Origin of the sequence: Micromonospora sp. NPDC127501 (genome assembly GCF_040302185.1) — a bacterium.
Classification (GTDB): domain Bacteria; phylum Actinomycetota; class Actinomycetes; order Mycobacteriales; family Micromonosporaceae; genus Micromonospora.
Window position 1 is genome coordinate 1 of record NZ_JBEORJ010000021.1, and the last position, 18,473, is coordinate 18,473.

Annotated in this window: 21 protein-coding genes; 9 read left to right on the top strand and 12 right to left on the bottom strand. The window is 72.4% G+C overall.

Annotated elements, in window-relative coordinates; genetic code table 11:
• Nucleotides 1–182: 182 nt before the first annotated feature.
• Nucleotides 183–1,034 (top strand): phosphatase PAP2 family protein, encoded by an 852-nt coding sequence (locus ABTW72_RS31255; RefSeq protein WP_350865200.1) that lies wholly within the window; start codon nt 183–185, stop codon nt 1,032–1,034.
• A 15-nt stretch (nt 1,035–1,049) separates the two neighbouring features.
• On the opposite strand, the gene ABTW72_RS31260 is transcribed toward ABTW72_RS31255, so the two are convergent.
• The gene (locus tag ABTW72_RS31260; RefSeq protein ID WP_350865203.1) at nt 1,050–1,859 is read right to left on the bottom strand and encodes a CPBP family intramembrane glutamic endopeptidase; all 810 of its coding nucleotides are present in this window, start codon (nt 1,857–1,859) and stop codon (nt 1,050–1,052) included.
• Between the two features lie 37 nt (nt 1,860–1,896).
• Nucleotides 1,897–2,640: an SAM-dependent methyltransferase gene (locus tag ABTW72_RS31265; protein ID WP_350865205.1), complete on the bottom strand. Its 744-nt coding sequence runs from the start codon at nt 2,638–2,640 to the stop codon at nt 1,897–1,899.
• 74 nt (nt 2,641–2,714) lie between these two features.
• Between ABTW72_RS31265 and mug the strand changes: the two genes are divergently transcribed.
• The gene (gene mug, locus ABTW72_RS31270) at nt 2,715–3,284 is read left to right on the top strand and encodes a G/U mismatch-specific DNA glycosylase (RefSeq protein ID WP_350865208.1); all 570 of its coding nucleotides are present in this window, start codon (nt 2,715–2,717) and stop codon (nt 3,282–3,284) included.
• Here mug and ABTW72_RS31275 read toward each other — a convergent pair.
• Complete coding sequence (locus tag ABTW72_RS31275; protein WP_350865211.1) at nt 3,281–3,784, bottom strand: SRPBCC family protein; 504 nt, start codon at nt 3,782–3,784, stop codon at nt 3,281–3,283. The genes mug and ABTW72_RS31275 overlap by 4 nt on opposite strands.
• The gene (locus ABTW72_RS31280; protein WP_350865214.1) at nt 3,781–4,143 is read right to left on the bottom strand and encodes a metalloregulator ArsR/SmtB family transcription factor; all 363 of its coding nucleotides are present in this window, start codon (nt 4,141–4,143) and stop codon (nt 3,781–3,783) included. The genes ABTW72_RS31275 and ABTW72_RS31280 overlap by 4 nt, the downstream gene beginning before the upstream one ends.
• A gap of 111 nt (nt 4,144–4,254) precedes the next feature.
• Between ABTW72_RS31280 and ABTW72_RS31285 the strand changes: the two genes are divergently transcribed.
• The gene (locus tag ABTW72_RS31285; RefSeq protein ID WP_350865217.1) at nt 4,255–5,355 is read left to right on the top strand and encodes a calcium:cation antiporter; all 1,101 of its coding nucleotides are present in this window, start codon (nt 4,255–4,257) and stop codon (nt 5,353–5,355) included.
• A 48-nt stretch (nt 5,356–5,403) separates the two neighbouring features.
• Here ABTW72_RS31285 and ABTW72_RS31290 read toward each other — a convergent pair whose 3' ends face one another.
• Together ABTW72_RS31290 and ABTW72_RS31295 are read right to left on the bottom strand one after the other, a co-directional pair.
• Entirely contained in the window at nt 5,404–6,660 is a 1,257-nt protein-coding gene (locus ABTW72_RS31290) for an RNA polymerase sigma factor (RefSeq protein ID WP_502892273.1), read from the bottom strand.
• Nucleotides 6,661–6,664: 4 nt separating this feature from the next.
• Nucleotides 6,665–7,057, bottom strand: a complete 393-nt coding sequence (locus ABTW72_RS31295) for a YciI family protein (protein WP_258395694.1) — start codon at nt 7,055–7,057, stop codon at nt 6,665–6,667.
• A 218-nt stretch (nt 7,058–7,275) separates the two neighbouring features.
• Between ABTW72_RS31295 and ABTW72_RS31300 the strand changes: the two genes are divergently transcribed.
• The 3 genes from ABTW72_RS31300 (at nt 7,276) to ABTW72_RS31310 (ending at nt 9,132) form a co-directional block, all read left to right on the top strand.
• Nucleotides 7,276–7,485, top strand: a complete 210-nt coding sequence (locus tag ABTW72_RS31300) for a hypothetical protein (protein WP_350865223.1) — start codon at nt 7,276–7,278, stop codon at nt 7,483–7,485.
• A gap of 125 nt (nt 7,486–7,610) precedes the next feature.
• Entirely contained in the window at nt 7,611–8,354 is a 744-nt protein-coding gene (locus ABTW72_RS31305) for a neutral zinc metallopeptidase (RefSeq protein ID WP_350865226.1), read from the top strand.
• Nucleotides 8,355–8,475: 121 nt separating this feature from the next.
• Nucleotides 8,476–9,132, top strand: a complete 657-nt coding sequence (locus ABTW72_RS31310; RefSeq protein ID WP_350865317.1) for an HAD family hydrolase — start codon at nt 8,476–8,478, stop codon at nt 9,130–9,132.
• Nucleotides 9,133–9,181: 49 nt separating this feature from the next.
• On the opposite strand, the gene ABTW72_RS31315 is transcribed toward ABTW72_RS31310, so the two are convergent.
• From ABTW72_RS31315 to ABTW72_RS31335, 5 genes are all read right to left on the bottom strand, one after another.
• The gene (locus ABTW72_RS31315; protein WP_091408607.1) at nt 9,182–9,559 is read right to left on the bottom strand and encodes a carboxymuconolactone decarboxylase family protein; all 378 of its coding nucleotides are present in this window, start codon (nt 9,557–9,559) and stop codon (nt 9,182–9,184) included.
• A 158-nt stretch (nt 9,560–9,717) separates the two neighbouring features.
• The gene (locus ABTW72_RS31320; protein ID WP_350865229.1) at nt 9,718–12,273 is read right to left on the bottom strand and encodes an ABC transporter permease; all 2,556 of its coding nucleotides are present in this window, start codon (nt 12,271–12,273) and stop codon (nt 9,718–9,720) included.
• A complete protein-coding gene (locus ABTW72_RS31325) occupies nt 12,273–13,040 on the bottom strand; it encodes an ABC transporter ATP-binding protein (RefSeq protein WP_112587338.1) in 768 nt (255 codons plus the stop codon). Before ABTW72_RS31325 ends, ABTW72_RS31320 begins: the two co-directional genes overlap by 1 nt.
• A 355-nt stretch (nt 13,041–13,395) precedes the next feature.
• A complete protein-coding gene (locus ABTW72_RS31330; RefSeq protein WP_350865232.1) occupies nt 13,396–14,082 on the bottom strand; it encodes a response regulator in 687 nt (228 codons plus the stop codon).
• Nucleotides 14,083–14,284: 202 nt separating this feature from the next.
• Entirely contained in the window at nt 14,285–15,199 is a 915-nt protein-coding gene (locus ABTW72_RS31335) for a RecB family exonuclease (protein WP_350865235.1), read from the bottom strand.
• Nucleotides 15,200–15,339: 140 nt separating this feature from the next.
• Between ABTW72_RS31335 and ABTW72_RS31340 the strand changes: the two genes are divergently transcribed.
• From ABTW72_RS31340 to ABTW72_RS31350, 3 genes are read left to right on the top strand one after another with little or no spacing between them, the layout of a single operon-like run.
• Nucleotides 15,340–16,431, top strand: a complete 1,092-nt coding sequence (locus tag ABTW72_RS31340; protein ID WP_502892274.1) for a site-2 protease family protein — start codon at nt 15,340–15,342, stop codon at nt 16,429–16,431.
• Nucleotides 16,428–17,429 carry a tRNA (adenine-N1)-methyltransferase gene (locus tag ABTW72_RS31345; protein WP_373861552.1) on the top strand — a complete coding sequence of 334 codons (1,002 nt, stop codon included), beginning with the start codon at nt 16,428–16,430 and terminating at the stop codon, nt 17,427–17,429. Before ABTW72_RS31340 ends, ABTW72_RS31345 begins: the two co-directional genes overlap by 4 nt.
• A gap of 46 nt (nt 17,430–17,475) precedes the next feature.
• On the top strand, nt 17,476–18,048 hold the full coding sequence (locus ABTW72_RS31350; protein WP_350865240.1) for a hypothetical protein: 573 nt from the start codon (nt 17,476–17,478) through the stop codon (nt 18,046–18,048).
• Between the two features lie 49 nt (nt 18,049–18,097).
• Here the strand turns inward: ABTW72_RS31350 and ABTW72_RS31355 are convergent, their stop codons facing one another.
• Entirely contained in the window at nt 18,098–18,391 is a 294-nt protein-coding gene (locus tag ABTW72_RS31355; RefSeq protein ID WP_091408893.1) for a ferredoxin, read from the bottom strand.
• Nucleotides 18,392–18,473 lie beyond the last annotated feature (82 nt).

Consider the following 18,473-nt stretch of genomic DNA (forward strand, 5'->3'; position numbering starts at 1 on the left):
GCCGCTCCGCGGGGCCCCCGCCCTTCCCACCTGTGGGGGGCACCCCCCCCCCGCCCCGCCCCCCCCCCCCCCCCTCCCGGGGGCGCCCCCCCCCCCGGGCGCCGCGCCCGTCCAAGGACGGCGGCGGCCCCGTCTGTCGAGCCAGGGCCGGCAAGAGCGAACGTCACCGAATCGAGGGGTCTGTGAATACCGCGGAGCTGCCAGCGGCACCCGCCCGGCGAGCCGCCGCACTGCGCCGGGCCGCACGTGAGCTGGGGCTCGTCGCCGCACTGTTCGTCATCTACAAGGCGGCTCGGGTGGCGGGGGCCGACCGGGGGTCGACCGCCGTGGGAAACGGGGAATGGATCTGGCGGGTGGAGCGCCTGTTCCACCTGCCCGACGAGGCCGCCTTCCAACGTCCCGTGCTCTCCCACGAACTGTTGGTGCACCTGGCCAACGGCTACTACGCGTACGTGCACTTCCCCGCCACGGCCCTCTGTCTGATCTGGCTGTACGTGCGACACCCCGTGCGTTACCTCTGGACGCGTCGCATGCTCGCCGGGCTCACCGCGGCCGCACTGGCGCTGCACTTCCTGGTTCCGCTGGCACCGCCGCGACTGACCGCCCTGACCGGCATGGTGGACACGGGCAGCCGTTACGGGCCAGCCGTCTACGGCCCACCCGACACGGACGCGTTGAGCAACCAGTACGCCGCCATGCCCTCGCTGCACGTCGGCTGGGCTCTCGCGGTCGCCGTCGCGCTCTTCACGGTGACCGGCGGGCGCCTGCGGTGGCTGTGGCTGGCGCACCCGCTCGCCACCCTGCTGGTTGTCGTGACCACGGGCAACCACTACTGGCTCGACGGCATCGTCGCGGCGGTGCTGCTCGCCATCGTCTGCCTCGTGCTGCCCAGGCCGCGCACCGGCGGCCAGCCCACCCACCCGCCGACGCGGCGCCCGGCCGGATGGCCCCGCCAGCGCGTACGGGCTCGGCCGGCACAGCCCGGTCACCCACCCCGGCGAGCCGACGCCGGTGACGTCGTGCGAACGCCATAACCGCTCGTGTGCTCGTCAACCGGTCGGCTCCGGCTCTCGGGCCTGCCAGCTCAGGCCGTGGCGGTGCAGCCGTTGCACAGCTGTCCAGCCGAATGCGAACGGTATGGCACCCATGGCGACGAGTCCGAGGACGTCCGATCCGGTCACGTCGAAGACGGCGCCCACGTCGCCGAACAGTTGGGCGACGGTCTGGAAGGCCACGTGGAAGCCGATGCCGGCCCAGATGTCGCCCGTGGCGACACGGAAGCCACCCAGGAGCAGAGCGAGGACGAAAAACAGCAGCAGCCGGTCGAGGGAGGTGGCAGCGCCGACGAGAAACCCGAACAGGGTGAACAACACGGACTGTCCGAGGACGGCCAGCCAGGCCGGCAACCGGGTGGCGAGGTTGCGCTGGATGTAGCCGCGGAAGACGAGCTCCTCCGGCAGCGCCTCGTACAGGAACACGAGGACGACCAGCAGCGCCGCCACGACCAGGGCGTCCGACGCGGAGGTGCGCAGGCGGACCTCCACCCAACCGAAGCCGAGGCAGAGCGCGAACCCCACGGCGGCGGGGATGAGCCAGCAGGCCATGCCGAGCAGCAGCCGTCGCCAGCCGAAGCGCAGGGAGGGCAGCCCGAGACCGGCCCAGGGGCGGCGGTCGAGCAGGCGGCGGGCGGCCACCACGAGGGGGACGACGAGCACCGTCGTGAGGACGGCCCTCGCCACATGGGTCGGGCGGTCGTAGTCACGATTGAGAAGAGCCCCGATAAGCAGCCACACCAGCACAGCGCCGACGGAGACGACGAGGACCCGCCAGGGCAGGGCGAGACGAGGTCCGGCGCTCACCACGCGCAGCGTAGCCAGCGGTGGCAAGGGTGACCGGTCAGCGACCGAGGACGAGGTAGGCGAGCCCGAGAACGCCGCGATATCCGTCGACGTACTCGCGCAGGCGGCCGTCGAGTTCCGCGCGGACGCCGGCCGCCCGGGGGTCCTCCGGGTAGCTGAGCAGCCACTCCTGGCGGCCGGCCAGCCAGGTGGATTCGAAGTCGTCCCACTCCCGTTGGTCGGCGGTGCTCAGGTGCAGCACCCGCCATCCCCGCCCACGGGCGGCCTCGACGAGCCCCGGCAGGTCCGTGACCTCCGCTCCGAAGGTCTGCTCGACCTCCGTAGTGGGGGGACGCTCCCAGTACGCGCCGCCGAACAGCAGCCGGCCTCCGGGCCGGACCACCCTGGCGAGGGCGTCGAGGGCGGCGTCGGTGCCACCGAAGGCGTGCGCCGAGCCGATGCAGAGAACCCGGTCGGCGGGCTCCTGCCAGGCCGCCGCTTCGCCCATCACGAACGCGACGTGCCGGTTCAGTGACCGCCCCGCGGCCAGCCGCCGCCCTCGGGCGAGGGCAGCGTCGTCGGTGTCGACGCCGACGCCCCTCGTCGCCACCGGGCCGGACACGCCTCCGGCGGCGACCGCCCGCAGCAGCAGCTCACCCCAGCCGCAGCCGAGGTCGAGCACGCGCGCGCCGGGGCGGACGTCGAGTCGTTGCAGCAGCAACGCGGCATGCTCCTGCGACAGCGGAGTGTTCCAGCGCATCCGGGCGTAGCGGCTGGCGGCGAGGTGGTCGGTTGACTGCATACGTTGAGGGTGTCAAGGCGTGATCGTCGGCGTGCGCCGGGTCCGACACCCCGGCGTACGGCAGGATCGGTCAGATGGGCGCGGAGCAGGCGGGGCCGTTTCGGCGGCCGACCCCGCAGGAGGTGGCGGCGGCGGCCGGTCGGGGCCTGGCGGACGTGATCGGTCCCGGCCTGCGGGTGCTGTTCTGTGGCTTCAACCCGGGCCTCTACTCGGCCGCGGTGGGGCTGCCCTTCGCCCGCAAGGGCAGCCGGTTCTGGCCGGCCCTGCACGGCGGCGGCTTCACCGACCGGGAGCTGCGCCCGTGGGAACACGACGAGTTGCTGCGCCACGGTCTGGGCATCACCAGCCTGAGCAACCGGGCCACCGCCCGCGCTGCCGAGCTGACCTCGGAGGAACTGGTCGCCGGGGTGACCGGGCTGGCGGTGAAGGCCGAGCGCTACCGGCCGCGCTGGGTGGCGATCCTCGGGGTGAGCGCGTACCGGATCGCCTTCGCCCGACCGAAGGCCGGGCTGGGCCCGCGACCGGACCGGCTGGGGCCGGCCCAGGTCTGGGTGCTGCCCAACCCCAGCGGCCTGAACGCGCACTTCCCGCTGCCGGCGTTGACCGCCGAGTTCGCCAAGCTGCGGCGGACCCTCGACCCCTAGCCGGCCGTCGCGACCAGCCCCTGGTAGTAGGGCTGCATGGCAGGGTGGTAGTCGTCGAACTCCGGGCGGGGTGAGCCGTCCCGGGAGGCGACCAGCATGTCCAGGTAGTACTCCCAGCCGGCGCCGACCTCGGCGATTCCCTCCACGCTGGTGAGGTGCTGGACGAACCGTAGTTCGGTGCTGCCGTCGGTCTCGGTCAGCACCATCTCCAGCAGCCAGGTCCCGTAGCTGTCGATCATCGACAAGGCGAGGCGTCGCTCTGGCTCGCACGCGTCGATGCGCACGTCACACCAGGGCTGCTGCTCCTCGTACGCCATCTGGACCTGGATGGTCCGTCCGGGCGCGGCGTCGCCCTTCCAGGGGCCGAACCAGCGGGCCGTGCGCTCCGACTCGGTCAGGCTGGCCCAGACGTCCGTCGCCGGGGCGCGGAAGGTTCGGGTGAGGACGAGATCGTGGCCGGTGGCGGTGCGAAACAGGCGTCCGGCGGGTGTACGGGTCATGCCGTGTGCTCCCTTCGGTGCTCCGCCGGGCCGCGGCTGCGGCGCTCTCGGCGGGTGCGATAGACCTCGGTCTCCAACGCGTCGAGGTGCCGCTCCCACCGGTCGGTGGCCGCGAGCGCGGCGAGCCAGTCGACCAGCGGGGCGAGCGGGCCGGGATCGAGCCGGTAGATCCTCCGTCGTCCGACCAGCTCGTCACGGACCAGCCCGCTGTCGCGCAGCACCCGCAGGTGGCGGCTGATGGCGGGCCGGCTGATCGTGAACCGTTGGGCGATGTCGCCGGCGGAGAGGGGTTCGGCGCGCAACATGGTCAGGATGTGCCGGCGTACCGGGTCGGCGATCGCGACGGCCACCTCATCCACCCCGAAAGCGTAACCTATAGGTTACGGCTTCGCCGGTTGCGCGCCGTCGACACCGCAGATCCGTGCGTCGTTGGTGGGCACATGATCACCTGACCTGGCACTCTTTACGGCATGGCCGCCCTGCTTCGCTCCCGCCTGACCGACTGGACCTTCGTCGTACCGGTGCTCGCCGTTCTGGTATTGATCGTCACCTGGGGACGGAGCCTGCCCGGCCCGATCATCGTGGTGGTCGCGGTGCTGCTGGGCGGTGCCGTGCTCGCGGCCGTGCACCACGCGGAGGTGGTGGCGCACCGGGTGGGGGAGCCGTACGGGTCGTTGGTGCTCGCCGTCGCGGTCACCGTGATCGAGGTCGCCCTCATCGTCACCCTGATGATCAGCGGCCCGGAGAAGACCCAGTCGCTCGCCCGGGACACCGTCTTCGCCGCCGTCATGATCACCTGTAATGGGATACTCGGCCTGTCCCTGCTGCTCGGAGCGCTGCGCCGCCGTGTCGCGGTGTTCAACCCGGAGGGCACCGGCGGGGCCCTGGCCACCGTGATCACCCTGGCCACCCTGAGTCTGGTCATCCCGACCTTCACCACGGCCCGGCCCGGCCCGGAGTTCAGCCCGGCCCAGCTCGCCTTCGCCGCCGTCGCCTCGCTGGCGCTCTACGGGCTGTTCGTGCTCGTACAGACCGGTCGGCACCGCGACTACTTCCTGCCGGTCGACAGCCGGGGCCAGGTCATCGAGACGGAGGAGCACGCGAAGCCGCCCACGACCCGCGCGGCGCTGATGAGCCTGGGGCTGCTGTTGGTGGCGCTGGTCGCGGTGGTCGGTGACGCCAAGACGGTCTCGCCGACCATCGAGGCCGGCGTCGCCGCGGCGAACCTGCCGCACGCGTTCGTCGGCGTGATCATCGCCCTGCTGGTGCTGCTGCCGGAGACCCTGGCCGCCGCCCGCGCCGCCCGCCGCGACCGCGTGCAGATCAGTCTGAACCTCGCGCTCGGCTCGGCGATGGCCAGCATCGGCCTGACCATCCCGGCCATAGCGATCGCCTCGATCTGGCTGGACGGCCCGCTGCTGCTCGGCCTCGGCGGCACTCAGCTCGCCCTGCTGGCGCTCACCGCCGTGACCGCCGTCCTCACCGTGGTGCCCGGCCGGGCCAACGTGTTGCAGGGCGGCGTGCACCTGGTGCTGATGGCCGCCTTCGTCTTCCTGGCCGCCAGCCCGTGACCCGCGCGGCTCGCTGGCTCGGCCCGTGACCCGCGCGGCCGGTGCGGCTCAGCCGGCGGGCGGCGGGTCGCCCGCGAGGCGCTCCGCGCGGGCGTTGAGGTAGCGCTGCTGGGCCAGGTTCGTCGACCGGGACGCCGCCATCCGGTACGCCTCCCGCGCAGTGACCCGCTCACCCTCCAGCTCCCACAGGTGGGCGCGGGCGGCCGGCAGTCGCGGGTCGTCGGCGAGACGGGGGTCGTCGGCCAGGTCGGCGAGCAACGCCAACCCGGCCGACGCGCCCCTGTTCATGGCCACCGCCACCGCGTGGTTGAGCGCCACCACCGGGTTGTCGGACATCCCGAGGAGCACCTCGTACAGGGCGGTGATCTGCGCCCAGTCGGTGGCCGCCGCGCTGGGCGCCTCGTCGTGCACGGCCGCGATGGCCGCCTGGAGTTGGTACGCCCCGACCACCCCGCGCGGCAGCGCCTCGCTGATCAACTCGACCCCCTCGGCGATCTGGTCGGCCCGCCACCGGGAGCGGTCCTGCTCGGCCATCGGCACCAGCTCACCGTTCGGGCCGATCCGCGCCGGAGCGCGGGCGTCGGTGAGCAGCATCAACGCGAGCAGCCCGGTGACCTCGGGGTCCTCGGGCACCAGCCGGCGCACCAGACGGGTCAGCCGGATCGCCTCGGCGGTCAGGTCGGCGCGCAGCAACCCGGGTCCGGCGGTGCGGGCGTACCCCTCCGTGAAGATCAGGTAGAGAACGTGCAGCACGGCGGCGAGCCGGTCGGCGCGCTCCGGGCCGGTGGGCGGCGCGAACCGCAGCCCACTGTCACGGATCCGCTGCTTACCCCGACTGATCCGCCGGGTCATCGTCGCCTCCGGCACCAGGAACGCGCGCGCCACCTCGGCGGTGCTCAGCCCGCCCACCGCCCGCAGGGTGAGCGCGATCTGCGACGCCGCCGACAGCGCCGGGTGGCAGCACAGGAACAAGAGGATGAGCGTGTCGTCGGCGTCCGCCGGCGGACGGTCGGCGGCGGGGGCGCGCCATTGCTCCGGCAGCACCCACCGGGCCACCGTGTCCTCCCGCCGCATCCTGGCCTGCTCGCGACGCAGCAGGTCGGTCAGCCGACGGGACGCCACGGTGATCAGCCAGCCACGAGGATTCTCCGGTACGCCGTCGCGCGGCCAACCGTGCGCCGCGGCGATCAGCGCCTCCTGCACCGCGTCCTCGGCCGTGTCGAAGTGCCCGTAGCGGCGGACGAGCGCGCCGAGGACCTGCGGCGCCAGCTCGCGCAGCAGGTCCTCGGCGGGAGTCTCCGGCACCGGGTCAGCCGGCCAGGTCCTCGACACCGTCGAGCACCGGCCGCACGTCCACGTACCCGCCGGGGGCGTCCGGGTCGACCAGGCCGGCGGCGATCTCGGTGGCCCGGTCGAAGCTGGCGCACTCCACGATGGTGTAACCGGCGAGGACCTCCTGCGTCTCCGGGTACGGGCCGTCGGTGATCACGGGTGCCCCCTCGCGCACCTGCACCCGGCGGGCGTGCACCGGCTCGCTCAGGCCCCGGGCGTCGACCAGCTCCCCGGACTCGGCCAGCGCCTGGTGGAAGGTCTCCATGTGCTGGTGCATCGCCGCGATCTGCTCGGCCGACATCGCCGGCCGGTCGGAAGCCCGCCCGGACAGCACGTCGTAGTCCTGCTGCGACCCGTAGAGCAAAATCATGTACTTCACGGTTCTTCCCCTCCTCCTGCGAGGACACCACCCGGCGCCCGCACAGGAAACGTCGAACCCCAAACCCCACCCGGACACCCCACCCACATCGGGTCTGCCCCCACCCGAACCGGTGATCATGAAGTTGGCGTCACGACACGCCGAAAGGATCGACGCCAACCCCATGATCGCCGAGGGGCGACGTGGTGGGTGGGGCCTAGGTTGGCGGGATGACTGTGGTGTGGGTCGTGGTGGGGGGTTTCGTCGTCGTGGCGGGGGTGGCGTTCGGCATCGTGGTGCGGCGGGGGCGGGTCGGTGAGGCTGGGGGCGACGACTCTCGGGCCGGGCGGGACGCTCGGGTGCGGCAGCAGCGGTACGAGGCCGAGCGGCACGGTGACCAGGGTGACACGTGGCAGCGCGGCCGGGAGTCGGGCGGTTGAGCGCAACCGGTGGTTGACCAGGTGCGTGAACCGTCCGGCCGTGCCGTGCGTGAAACCGGTGACAGGCGTTTCGGTCCTATCGTCGGGGTACTACCAGCCTGAGCACCGATGTCTGGGGAGGCACAGTGGGGGCACGGTTCGGACGCGACGCGCGAGGCCCACTGGCGGGTCTGCTGATCGCCGCCCTGGTCTCCCTCGCCTGCGCCGGCGGTGGGCTGGCCGAGCCGGAGGCCGAGCGCCCCGGGGCGAACCCGCCGGCAGCCTCACCGGGGCCGAGCACCACCCGGGCCGACAGCACCACCAGCGTCGCCGAGTTCGAGCAGGACGTCGCCGACGCGCAGGCGGTCGCCGAGCGGTACTGGGCGGCCCAGTTCAAGGAATCCGGGCAGCGGTTCCGACCGATCCGGCGGATCATCCCGTACCAGCGCGACGGCGAGGTGTCCTGCGGCGGCCAGGCGTTGCCCCGCAACAACGCCGTCTACTGCTCGCAGGGCGACTTCATCGCCTACGACGTCACCTGGTCGGTGGCGGCGTTCCGCCAGGTCGGCGACGCGTTCGTGTTCTACCTGCTCGGGCACGAGTACGCGCACGCCATCCAGGTGCGGCTCGGCATCAACTACAGCTTCACCATCCAGCAGGAGTTGCAGGCCGACTGCATGGCCGGGGCGTACCTCGGCGACTCGGTGCGCTCGGAGGCCCTGACCCTCGCCGAGGGCGACCTGGACGAGTTCCGGGAGGGGGTGGCGGCGGTCGGCGACGACCCGGACCAGCCGTGGTTCGCGGAAGGGGCGCACGGCACCGCCGAGCAGCGCACCGACATGTTCTTCCGGGGTTACGAGGGTTCCCTGAAGGAATGCGACCTGGGCTGAGCGGGGTTGCCCGGGTCACCCTGGCACCCGTTGCCGCCACCGACCCCGGGAGGTGCTGGAAGGATCGCCGGTGTCGGTCACGACCCTGGAGGTTCCGCTGAGCAGCCATCACCCCGCCGCTGTGCTCTTCGACATGGACGGCACGTTGGTCGACAGCGAGAAGCTGTGGGACGTCGCGTTGCAGGAACTCGCGAAGGAGTACGGCGGGGAACTCTCCGCCGACGCCCGCCAGTCGATCGTCGGCACCGCCATGGCCGAGTCGATGCGCATCCTGCACGACGACCTGGGGCAGCCCGAGCGGGATCCGGAGATCAGCGCGGCGTGGATCAACGCCCGCATCCTGGAGCTGTTCCGCACCGGTCTGCGCTGGCGGCCGGGCGCGTTCGACCTGTTGCGCGCGGTCCGCGCGGCGGGCATCCCCACCGCCCTGGTCACCTCCAGCCCTCGGGCGCTGGTCGAGATCGCCCTGGACACCCTCGGTCGGAACAACTTCGACACTGTGGTCGCCGGCGACGAGGTGGTGGCGGCCAAGCCGCACCCCGAGCCGTACCTGACCGCCGCCCGGCTGCTGGGTGTGCCGATCGAGCGTTGTGTGGCGATCGAGGACTCACCGACCGGGGTGGCCAGCGCGCTCGCGTCGGGCGCGGCGGTCCTGGCCGTACCGGCGGAGGTGGCGTTGCCGAGCACTGTCGGCGTACACCAGGTGGAGAGCCTGACCGGCGTGGACCTGGCGCTGCTCGCGGCCCTGCTGACCGATCGGGCCGCGACGACCGGCTGACCCGCCCGGCGCGGGTCCGACGGCGCTCGGCTGTCGCGACCGGCCTCGTTCACTGGCGCTCGGCGAAGACCGCCGCGACCACCTGGTAGCTGTCGAACGCCCGCGCGGCCCCCGCGTACGCGGCCAGGTGGATGAACAGCTCGACGATCTCCTCCCTGGTCACGCCCGAGGTCAGCGCGATGCGCAGCTGCCCGCGCAGCGGCTCGTGGGTGCCGAGGGCGGCGGCGATCGCCACCGAGACCAGGCACCGGCTGCGCAGGTCCAGGCCTTCCCGGGGCCAGGCCGCGCCGAAGGTCTGCACGGTGGCGAGACGACGGAAGTCGTTTCCCACCGACGGCTCACCCTCGCCGAGCGGCAGGACCAGCGGCTGCCCGAGCAGCCGCTCGGCGTTGTCGAGTGCCCGCTGGTACGCGTCCTGATCGGTCATGTCACCGGCCCCGTTTCTCCGGCCGCCCGCTCGCGGGGCGGGCCGGCGCCCTGCCGGCAGCACCAGCCTGGCAGTCGCGTACGGGTGGTGGAGGGGGAATGGGACAGGCCGAGGCCCCCGGTCGCGCGGATGGCGACCGGGGGCCTCGGTAGTGCCGATCAGTCGTGGGCGATGGCGCCCAGGACGTTGATCCGGGCCGCCCGGACGGCCGGGAGCACCGCGGCCACCACGCCGATGATGGCGGCGAGACCGAGGAAGACACCCATCTGCCCCCACGGCAGGATCAGGTCGGTGATGCCCTCGTCCTTGAGGGCCTCGACCACCGCGGCGCCGAGGCCGGTGCCCACCGCCACGCCGAGCAGCGCGCCGAACACCGAGATCACCACCGCCTCCACGGTGATCATGCCCATGGTCTGGGACCGGCGCAGGCCGATGGCCCGCAGCAGACCCAACTCGCGGGTCCGCTCCAGCACCGACAGGGCCAGGGTGTTGATGATGCCCAGCACGGCGATCACGATGGCCAGCGCGAGCAGGATCTGGATCATCGTGAGCAGCCCGTCGAGCGAACTGGTCTGCTGCTTGATGAACGCGTCCCGGTCGGCCACCGACACCTCGGGGCTGTCCGCGAGCAACGCCTCCACCTGCGGCTGGACGTCGGACACCCGGGTGCCCGGGTCCAGCTGGATGAAGCCCTGGATGGGCTGCGGGATGGCGAAGTCCTTCGCCGCGGTCACCGGCAGCGTCACCGGGTTGGTCAGCTGCGACGACTCGTAGATGCCGCTGATCGTGTAGGTGCGTGCCTCGCCCCGGGTCAGCTGCACGTTGACGGTCGAGCCCACCGACCAGCCACGGGAGGTGGCCGTGTCCGAGCTGGCGAGCATCTGGGTCGGCCCCAGCCGGTCGATGTCGCCGGCGGTGGGCTTCGCGCCGAAGATCTGCCGCAGCGAGGCGATGTCGCTGCTCGCCGCGACCCAGGTGCCCTCGCCGTCGATGCGCGCCATGTCGCCGTACTCGCCGTCGACCAACCGCACACCGGGCAGGGCCTTGGCCTGGTCCAGCACACCAGGGTCGAAGGTCGGCGGACGCGGGCCGCCCTGCTGGCCGGCGATCACCAGCTCGGCCTTGATGGTGTCCTGGGCGAGCGCGCTGATGCTGCCCTTGGCCGAGTCGAGGATGACCGTGACGCCGGTGACCAGCGCGATGCCGACCATCAGCGCGGCGGCCGTGATCGCCGTACGACGGGGGTTGCGCCCCGAGTTGAGCCGGCCCAGCTTGCCCGGCACCGACCAGGAGAAGATCGCCCCGAGCAGGCTCACCACCGGCCGGCTGATCAGCGGGGTCAGCAGCGCCACCCCGATGAAGGCGAACAGCACCCCACCGAGGATGGTCGACAGCGTCTGACCACCGGCGTTGCCGCTGAGCCCGAGGAACAGCAGCACCGCGCCGATACCGGTGACCAGCGACCCGGCCACGGTGATCTTGGTCAACGGCCGGTCCGGGGTGGCCACGTCCTGCATGGCCGCGATCGGCGGGATCCGGGACGCCCGCAGCGCCGGGAGCAGCGCCGCCACCACGGTGATCACCAGACCGACGGCGAACGAACCGATCACCGCGGCCGCCGGCACGCCGATGCCGGCCAGGGTGAGCCCGCCGGCGAGCTTGCCGAACAGGAACGCCAGCAGCGCGCCCACCCCGATACCGGCGGCGAGGCCGAGCACCGACGCGATCAACCCCACCGCGATGGCCTCCAGCACCACCGAACCGATGATCTGCCGGCCGCTGGCCCCGATGGCGCGCATCAGCGCCAACTCCCGGGTCCGCTGCGCCACGATGATCGAGAAGGTGTTGAGGATCAGGAAGGTGCCCACCAGCAGCGCCACCGCGGCGAAGCCGAGCAGGATCTTGTTGAAGAAGGACAGGCCCTCCTTCAGGCTGGCCGAGGCGTCCGCGGCCACCTGCTCGCCGGTCTTCACCTCGAAGTCCGCACCGAGGGTGCGGGCCACGTCGTCGCGCAGCTTCTCGTCCGAGACCCCGTCGGCGGCCTGCACGGTGATGCTGCTGAACACGTCCGGCTCGCCCAGCATCAGCCGCTGCGCCACCGGCGTGGTGAAGAAGACCTCGTTGACCCCGCCGATCGAGTCCCGGTCACCGCTGTAACCGAAGACGCCGACCAGGGTGAAGTCCCGCTTCTTCGACTCGAAGGCGGTCAGCACGCCGACCTTCTGGCCCACCTGCACCTTCGCGGCCGTGGCCAACGCCTTGTTGATGACGATTTCGTCCTCGGCCTGCGGCGCGCGCCCCTCACGCAGCTTCAGCAACTCGCTCTCGCCGGTCCAGTTCTCGCCCAACTGCGGCGGGCCGAACGAGGTGACGACCTTGCCGTTGCTGCCGATCACCCGGGCGCCGTCGGCGTTGACCACACCGGTCGCCGAGGCCGCTCCCGGCACCTGCTTCACCCGGTCCACCAGGGCGGCCGGCAGCGGGGCGACGGTCTGCTCGCCCTCCATCTCGTTGACCTGCACCTTCGGCTTCGCCGCGACGTTCACGTCGATCTCGGAGAAGCCGTCGGCGAACACCGAGTCGAAGGAGCGACCCAGCGTGTCGGTGAGCACGAACGCGCCGGAGACGAACATCACCCCGAGCACCACCGCCAGGCCGGACAGGATCAGCCGGACCTTGCGGGCCAGCAGACTCTTCAGCGTCGCGCGGAACATCAGTTGCCCACCTCGGCCGGAGTGTCCAGCTTCTTCATGGTGTCCAGCACCGTCTCGGCGGTCGGCTCGATCAGCTCCGAGACGATCTCGCCGTCGGCGAGGAAGACCACCCGGTCGGCGTACGCGGCGGCGGTCGGGTCGTGGGTGACCATCACGATGGTCTGGCCGTGCTCCCGGACCGAGTTACGCAGGAAGTTGAGCACCTCCGCGCCGGAGCGCGAGTCCAGGTTGCCGGTCGGCTCGTCCGCGAAGATCACCTCGGGGCGGGAGACCAGCGCCCGGGCGCACGCCACCCGCTGCTGCTGCCCACCGGAGAGCTGCGCCGGCCGGTGGTCCAGCCGGTCCTTCAGACCCACCGTCTCGATCACCGTGTCGTACCAGGCCGGGTCCGGCTTGCGCCCGGCGATCGACAGCGGCAGCAGGATGTTCTCCTTGGCCGTCAGCGTCGGCAGCAGGTTGAACTGCTGGAAGATGAAGCCCACCTTGTCGCGGCGCAGCTTCGTCAGCCCCGCGTCGCCCAGCCCGGTGACCGTCGTCTCACCGATCGACACCGTCCCCCGGGTCACCGAGTCCAGGCCGGCCAGGCAGTGCATCAGCGTCGACTTACCGGAACCCGACGGGCCCATGATCGCGGTGAAGCGGCCACGTTCGAACTCCGCGCTGACCCCCCGCAGCGCGACGACCTGAGCCTCGCCGCTGCCGTACACCTTCCACACGTCGTTCGCCCGGGCCGCGGCCTGCGCCTGCTGGCCTACCGTCGCGGTCACGTCATCTACCTCTTCCGTCTGTCCGAAAATGCACGCCGCCCCCCGATGGTCCGGCGCGACTGTTCAATCATCGGTGCTGGGTACGCCCGTCCCGTCCGACCCTGGGGGGACCCGGCGCGGATTTCCCGCTGCGGGTGCACCCCCATGTCGGATCAGGGTTGCCCCTGAGTCGACGGCCGGTCGACCGTTTTTTCCCTCGGCGGCGGGCGGCCGCACCGACACTTGCACCTGACGCCACAGGAGGGTCAACCGAACCGAGCCATCTCCGGTCACGGTAGGTGACGACGGCAACGGCAGCCGTCCCCCCACGGAGGGATCTTCGAGTACGCCGGGTGAGGTACCTGGCCCTGCGGACCTACGCCCGGGGGCGGACCAGACCCGACTCGTACGCCAGCACCACCGCCTGCACCCGGTCGCGCAGCCGCAGCTTGGTCAGCACATGCCCGACATGCGTCTTGATGGTGGTTTCGCTCACCGACAGGACCGTCGCGATCTCGGCGTTGGACAGCCCCCGGGCGACCTGCACGAGCACCTCGCGCTCCCGGTCGGTGAGCGCGTTGAGCGCCGCCGACGGCGTCGCCGCCGGGTCGGGCAGCAGTTCAGCGAAGCGGTCCAGCAGTCGTCGCAGGATCCGAGGTGTCACCACCGCGTCCCCGCCGGCGACCGTGCGGATCGCCGCGATCAGATCCTCGGCCGGCACGTCCTTGGCCAGGAACCCGCTGGCGCCGGCCCGCAACGCGCCCACCACATACTCGTCCAGGTCGAAGGTGGTGAGCACCAGCACCCGTACCGGCAGTCGCGCGTCGACGATGGCCCGGGTCGCCGCCACCCCGTCCATCCGGGGCATCCGGATGTCCATCAGTACGATGTCGGGCAGCAGCCGGCGGGACAACTCCACCGCCTCCACGCCGTCACCGGCCTCCGCCACCACGTCCAGGTCGCTCTCGGCGCCCAGCACCATCCGGAACCCGGTCCGCAGCAGCGGCTGGTCGTCGGCGAGCAGGATCCGCACCGGCCGCGCCGAGGGCACCCGATCGCTCATGTCGTCTCCCGTCCCGCCGACGTCGTGGCGCGCACCGGTCATCCTCGCGTACCCGAGCCGGTGCGTCGCGGATCACCGTAGAGGCCGGCCGGTCGCCCTGTCCCGACCGCGACGGCACCGCTGCGGTCGGGTTTCCGGCTTCGGGCGGCGATCCCGGCGGCCTGAATCGCCGCGCCGGGCGTACGCGTCGCTCAGGAGGCCGTCACTCGTCGGCACCCGGCGCCACCGGGGTGGCCCGGGAGTCGCGCAGCGGGTCGGCGCTCGCCGCGGCGACCGGGAACGGCGGCGGGGTGCCGCCGAAGCTGGGACAGAGCGCCTGGTGGCTGCACCAGTCGCAGAGCCGGCTCGGCCGGGGCCGGAAATCCTGGCGGGCGGTGGCCTGCTCGATCGCCCGCCACAGCGCCACCACGGTGCGCTCGAAGCGGACCAGTTCGTCGGCGTCCGGGGTGTAGTCCAACACCTCGGCGTCGCGCAGGTAGAGCAGCCGCAGCACCCGGGGCACGACCCCCCGGGTGCGCCACAGCACCAGGGCGTAGAACTTCAGCTGGAACAGCGCCCGCGCCTCGAACGCCTCCCGCGGAGCGCCGCCGGTCTTGTAGTCGACCACCCGCAGCGCGCCGTCCGGAGCGACGTCGAGCCGGTCGAGGTAACCCCGGATCAGCAGCTCCTCGTCGACGACCGCGGAGATCAGGCTCTCGCGTTCCGCCGGCTCCAGCCGGGTCGGATCCTCCACCGCGAAGTAACCCTGCAACAGCCCGGCGGCGGAGCGGAGGAACTCCACCGGGCCGGCCGGCTCCGCGCCGTCGAAGATCCCGGCCAGCTCGGGCTGCTCGGTGACCAGCCGGTCCCACTGGGGGGCCACCAGGTCGCCGGCCGCCTCCGGCGTGCGGCCGGTGGCCGGCAGATCGAACAGGCGCTCCAGCACCGCGTGCACCAACGTGCCCCGGGCCTGCTCGATGGTGGTGCGCTCGGGCAGCCGGTCGATGCTGCGGAACCGGTAGAGCAGCGGGCAGGTCTTGAAATCCGCCGCCCTCGACGGGGACAGCGAGGCCCGCACCGTCGGCGGCGCCTGCACCGCGGGGGAGGGCTGGGAGGTGGTGACCGATTCCGCCGTCATGTCGGCAAAGGTTAGGGCACCGGTGTGACACCGACCGCCGCCCGCCCCACACAGCGACGGTCCGTAGCATCGTGGCGATGGAGCAGACAACCAGGCCGCCGCGCCGACCGGACCGACGCCTCGGCCTGAACGTCGGCAAGGTGTTCGGGGTGCCGCTGCACCTCAACGGCTCCATGGTCCTGCTCGCGGTGCTCATCGCGGTGCTGTACGGCGAGTTCGCCCGCCGACAACTGGACCTGCCGCAGCTCAGCGGCTACCTGATCGGGTTCGGGTTCGTGGTGTCGCTGCTCGGCTCGGTGCTGCTGCACGAACTGGGCCATGCCCTCACCGCCCGGCGGTACGGCATCGGTGTGCGCGGGATCACCCTGGAGCTGCTCGGCGGCTACACCGAGATGGACCGGGACGCCCCGTCGCCCCGCGTCGACCTGCTGGTCTCGCTGGCCGGCCCGGCGGTCTCCGCGGTGCTCGGCGTCCTGGCGGTCGCCGCCACGCTCGCCCTGCCCGAGGGGACCGTGGCGCACCAGCTCGCCTTCCAGCTCGCGGTCAGCAACGTCATCGTGGCGCTGTTCAACAGCCTGCCCGGGCTGCCGCTCGACGGCGGCCGGGCGCTGCGCGCCGCCGTGTGGGGGCTGACCCGCGACCGGCACCTCGGCACCGAGGTCGCCGGGTGGGCCGGCCGGGTCGTCGCCGTCGGCACCGCGGCCCTGGTCCTGGTGCTCACCGTCGAGCGACGGCTGGCGCCGCTGGCGCTACCGCTGATGCTGCTGGTCGCCGTCACCCTCTGGCGCGGCGCCGGCCAGTCGATCCGGGCTGCCCGGGTCAGCCGCCGGTTCCCGCTGATCGACCTCGCCCGGCTGGCCCGTCCGGTCTGGTCGGTGGCCACCGGCACGCCGCTGGCCGAGGCCCAGCGCCGACGCGCCGAGAGCGGGCAGCCCGACGCCGCGCTGCTGGTCACCGACTCCACCGGTCGGCCGGTGGCGCTGGTCGACCCGGCCGCCGCCGACGCGGTGCCGGTCGAGCGCCGACCGTGGCTGGCGGTGGACGCCGTCGCCCGGTCGCTGGGCACCCTTCCCACGATGTCGGTCGGGTGGGACGGCGAGCGGGTGATGGAGGCCGTACAGACCTACCCGGGCGCACAGTACGTGGTGACGTCAGGCGAAGATGTCGTCGGCATTCTGCACATCGCGGACCTGGCACAGCTCCTCGAACCCAACCGGAAGATGACACCGTGACCGCAACTCCCTCCACCGTCGCCGCCGACCCCGCCAACCCGGCGCTGACACCCGTGCACCGCGGGCCGTTCCGGCCCGGCGACCGGGTCCAGCTGACCGACCCCAAGGGGCGGATGCACACCGTGACGCTGGAGCCCGGCAAGGAGTTCCACACCCACCGCGGCATCCTGGCGCACGACGCTCTGATCGGGCTCCCCGACGGCAGCGTGGTGACCACCGCCGGCGGCGGCACCGCGTTCCTGGCCCTGCGGCCCCTCCTGTCGGACTACGTGCTGTCCATGCCGCGCGGCGCACAGGTGATCTACCCCAAGGACTCGGCGCAGATCGTGGCGATGGGCGACATCTTCCCCGGCGCGAAGGTCCTCGAGGCCGGCGCCGGCTCAGGCGCGCTGAGCTGCTCCCTGCTGCGCGCCGTCGGCACCGAGGGTGAGCTGCACTCGTTCGAACTGCGCGACGACTTCGCCCAGATCGCCAAGCGCAACGTCGAGGCGTTCTTCAACGGGCCGCACCCCTCGTGGAACCTGCACGTCGGCGACGTCGCGCAGTGCCGGGAGACCGGCTTCGACCGGATCATCCTGGACATGCTGACCCCCTGGGAGACCCTCGACATGGTCGAGCGGGCGCTGGTGCCCGGTGGGGTGTTCATCGGCTACGTCGCCACCACACCGCAGCTCTCCGAACTGGTCGAGGCGCTGCGCGAGCGCGGCGGCTGGACCGAGCCGCGGGCCTGGGAGTCCCTGGTGCGCGACTGGCACGCCGAGGGCCTCGCCGTCCGTCCGGACCACCGGATGATCGCGCACACCGCCTTCCTGGTGTCCGCGCGAAAGCTGGCCCCGGGGGTCACCGCGCCGCCGCGGCGGCGCAAGCCCAGCAAGGGCACCGAGGCGTACGCGCAGCGCCGCCAGGACCTGCGCGAGGCGGAGGCGGCCCGACAGGCCGCCGCCGCGCAGGCCGCAGGCGCGCAATCCAACGGTGCGGGGGAGATGGACAGGCCGTGACCATCGAGCTGGGTGTCGGCAGCGCCGAGCAGGGGGAGACGCTGGCATGAGCCGACCGGGCTACGGCGGTGGAGACCTCCCCGCGGTCTTTCCCGACTGGTCGCCCTACCAGGACCTGGAGTCGGCGGCGCGGGCCTACCTGCGCGACCCGGACGTCGCCCTGGAGGCGCTCGGCGGCGTGCTGCGCGGCGCGTCGGTGCTCGGCTTCACCCTGGAACGCTTCGTCAACGAGGTCAACGGTGTGTGGCAGGAGGTCGTTGTCTGCGACGGCAGCCGGCTCATCCTCTGGCACGGCGAGGACGTACCGCCGGAGGAGGGCCCGCCGGGCTCGATGACCTCGTCGCTGCGGGTGGTGCCGGTCTCCACCGTCACCGAGGTGGGCTGCCGGCGGCGGCTCAACCGTGCCGAGAGCGGCGAGGTCCGGGTCGACAGCATCGACGTCTACCTGCTGCTCACCTCGTTGGACGAGGCGCCGCCGAGCGAGGAGATGGCCGGCACACCCCGGCACGACGCGTTGCGCTTCGGCAAGACCCTCGACGACGGCGGGGCCGGGCAGATCGCCCGGTTGGAGGAGTTCGCGCGGTTGGTCGCCTCGGTGGTCGGCCGTCCGATGCTCTGAGGCGTACCCCGTTCTGGGCCGGCCGGGCCTTCGCGGCCCGGCCGGTGGGTCAGTCTTCCTCGGCGTCCGGGCCGGCGACCTCGACGCCGTCGCCGCGCACCACGTGGATGCAGTCGCCCGGGCACTCCTTCGCGGAGTCGATCACCTCGAGTCGCAGGTGCGCGGGGACGTCGACCCGGCTGCCCGGTGCCATCCGCAGCTCACCGTCGACGCCCTTGACGTAGGCCAGACCGTCGATGTCGAACTCGAACACCTCCGGTGCGTACTGCACGCAGAGCCCGTCGCCCGTGCAGAGGTCCTGGTCGACCCAGACCTGCAGTTCGTCGGTCGCGACCTCGGCCACCTGTGCACCCCCCATGTTCTCCCGTGCCACGCTCCGACGGTACCCGAACGCCGGTAACGGCCCGTCAGGCCACCCTTGGCGA

What these genes read in the sequence shown, in the direction of transcription:
- ABTW72_RS31265 (WP_350865205.1), bottom strand. Translation starts at nt 2,640, where the DNA reads ATGCAGTCAACCGACCACCTCGCCGCCAGCCGCTACGCCCGGATGCGC.
- mug (WP_350865208.1), top strand. Translation starts at nt 2,715, where the DNA reads ATGGGCGCGGAGCAGGCGGGGCCGTTTCGGCGGCCGACCCCGCAGGAG.
- ABTW72_RS31275 (WP_350865211.1), bottom strand. Translation starts at nt 3,784, where the DNA reads ATGACCCGTACACCCGCCGGACGCCTGTTTCGCACCGCCACCGGCCAC.
- ABTW72_RS31285 (WP_350865217.1), top strand. Translation starts at nt 4,255, where the DNA reads ATGGCCGCCCTGCTTCGCTCCCGCCTGACCGACTGGACCTTCGTCGTA.
- ABTW72_RS31295 (WP_258395694.1), bottom strand. Translation starts at nt 7,057, where the DNA reads ATGATTTTGCTCTACGGGTCGCAGCAGGACTACGACGTGCTGTCCGGG.
- ABTW72_RS31300 (WP_350865223.1), top strand. Translation starts at nt 7,276, where the DNA reads ATGACTGTGGTGTGGGTCGTGGTGGGGGGTTTCGTCGTCGTGGCGGGG.
- ABTW72_RS31315 (WP_091408607.1), bottom strand. Translation starts at nt 9,559, where the DNA reads ATGACCGATCAGGACGCGTACCAGCGGGCACTCGACAACGCCGAGCGG.
- ABTW72_RS31320 (WP_350865229.1), bottom strand. Translation starts at nt 12,273, where the DNA reads ATGTTCCGCGCGACGCTGAAGAGTCTGCTGGCCCGCAAGGTCCGGCTG.
- ABTW72_RS31330 (WP_350865232.1), bottom strand. Translation starts at nt 14,082, where the DNA reads ATGAGCGATCGGGTGCCCTCGGCGCGGCCGGTGCGGATCCTGCTCGCC.
- ABTW72_RS31335 (WP_350865235.1), bottom strand. Translation starts at nt 15,199, where the DNA reads ATGACGGCGGAATCGGTCACCACCTCCCAGCCCTCCCCCGCGGTGCAG.
- ABTW72_RS31350 (WP_350865240.1), top strand. Translation starts at nt 17,476, where the DNA reads ATGAGCCGACCGGGCTACGGCGGTGGAGACCTCCCCGCGGTCTTTCCC.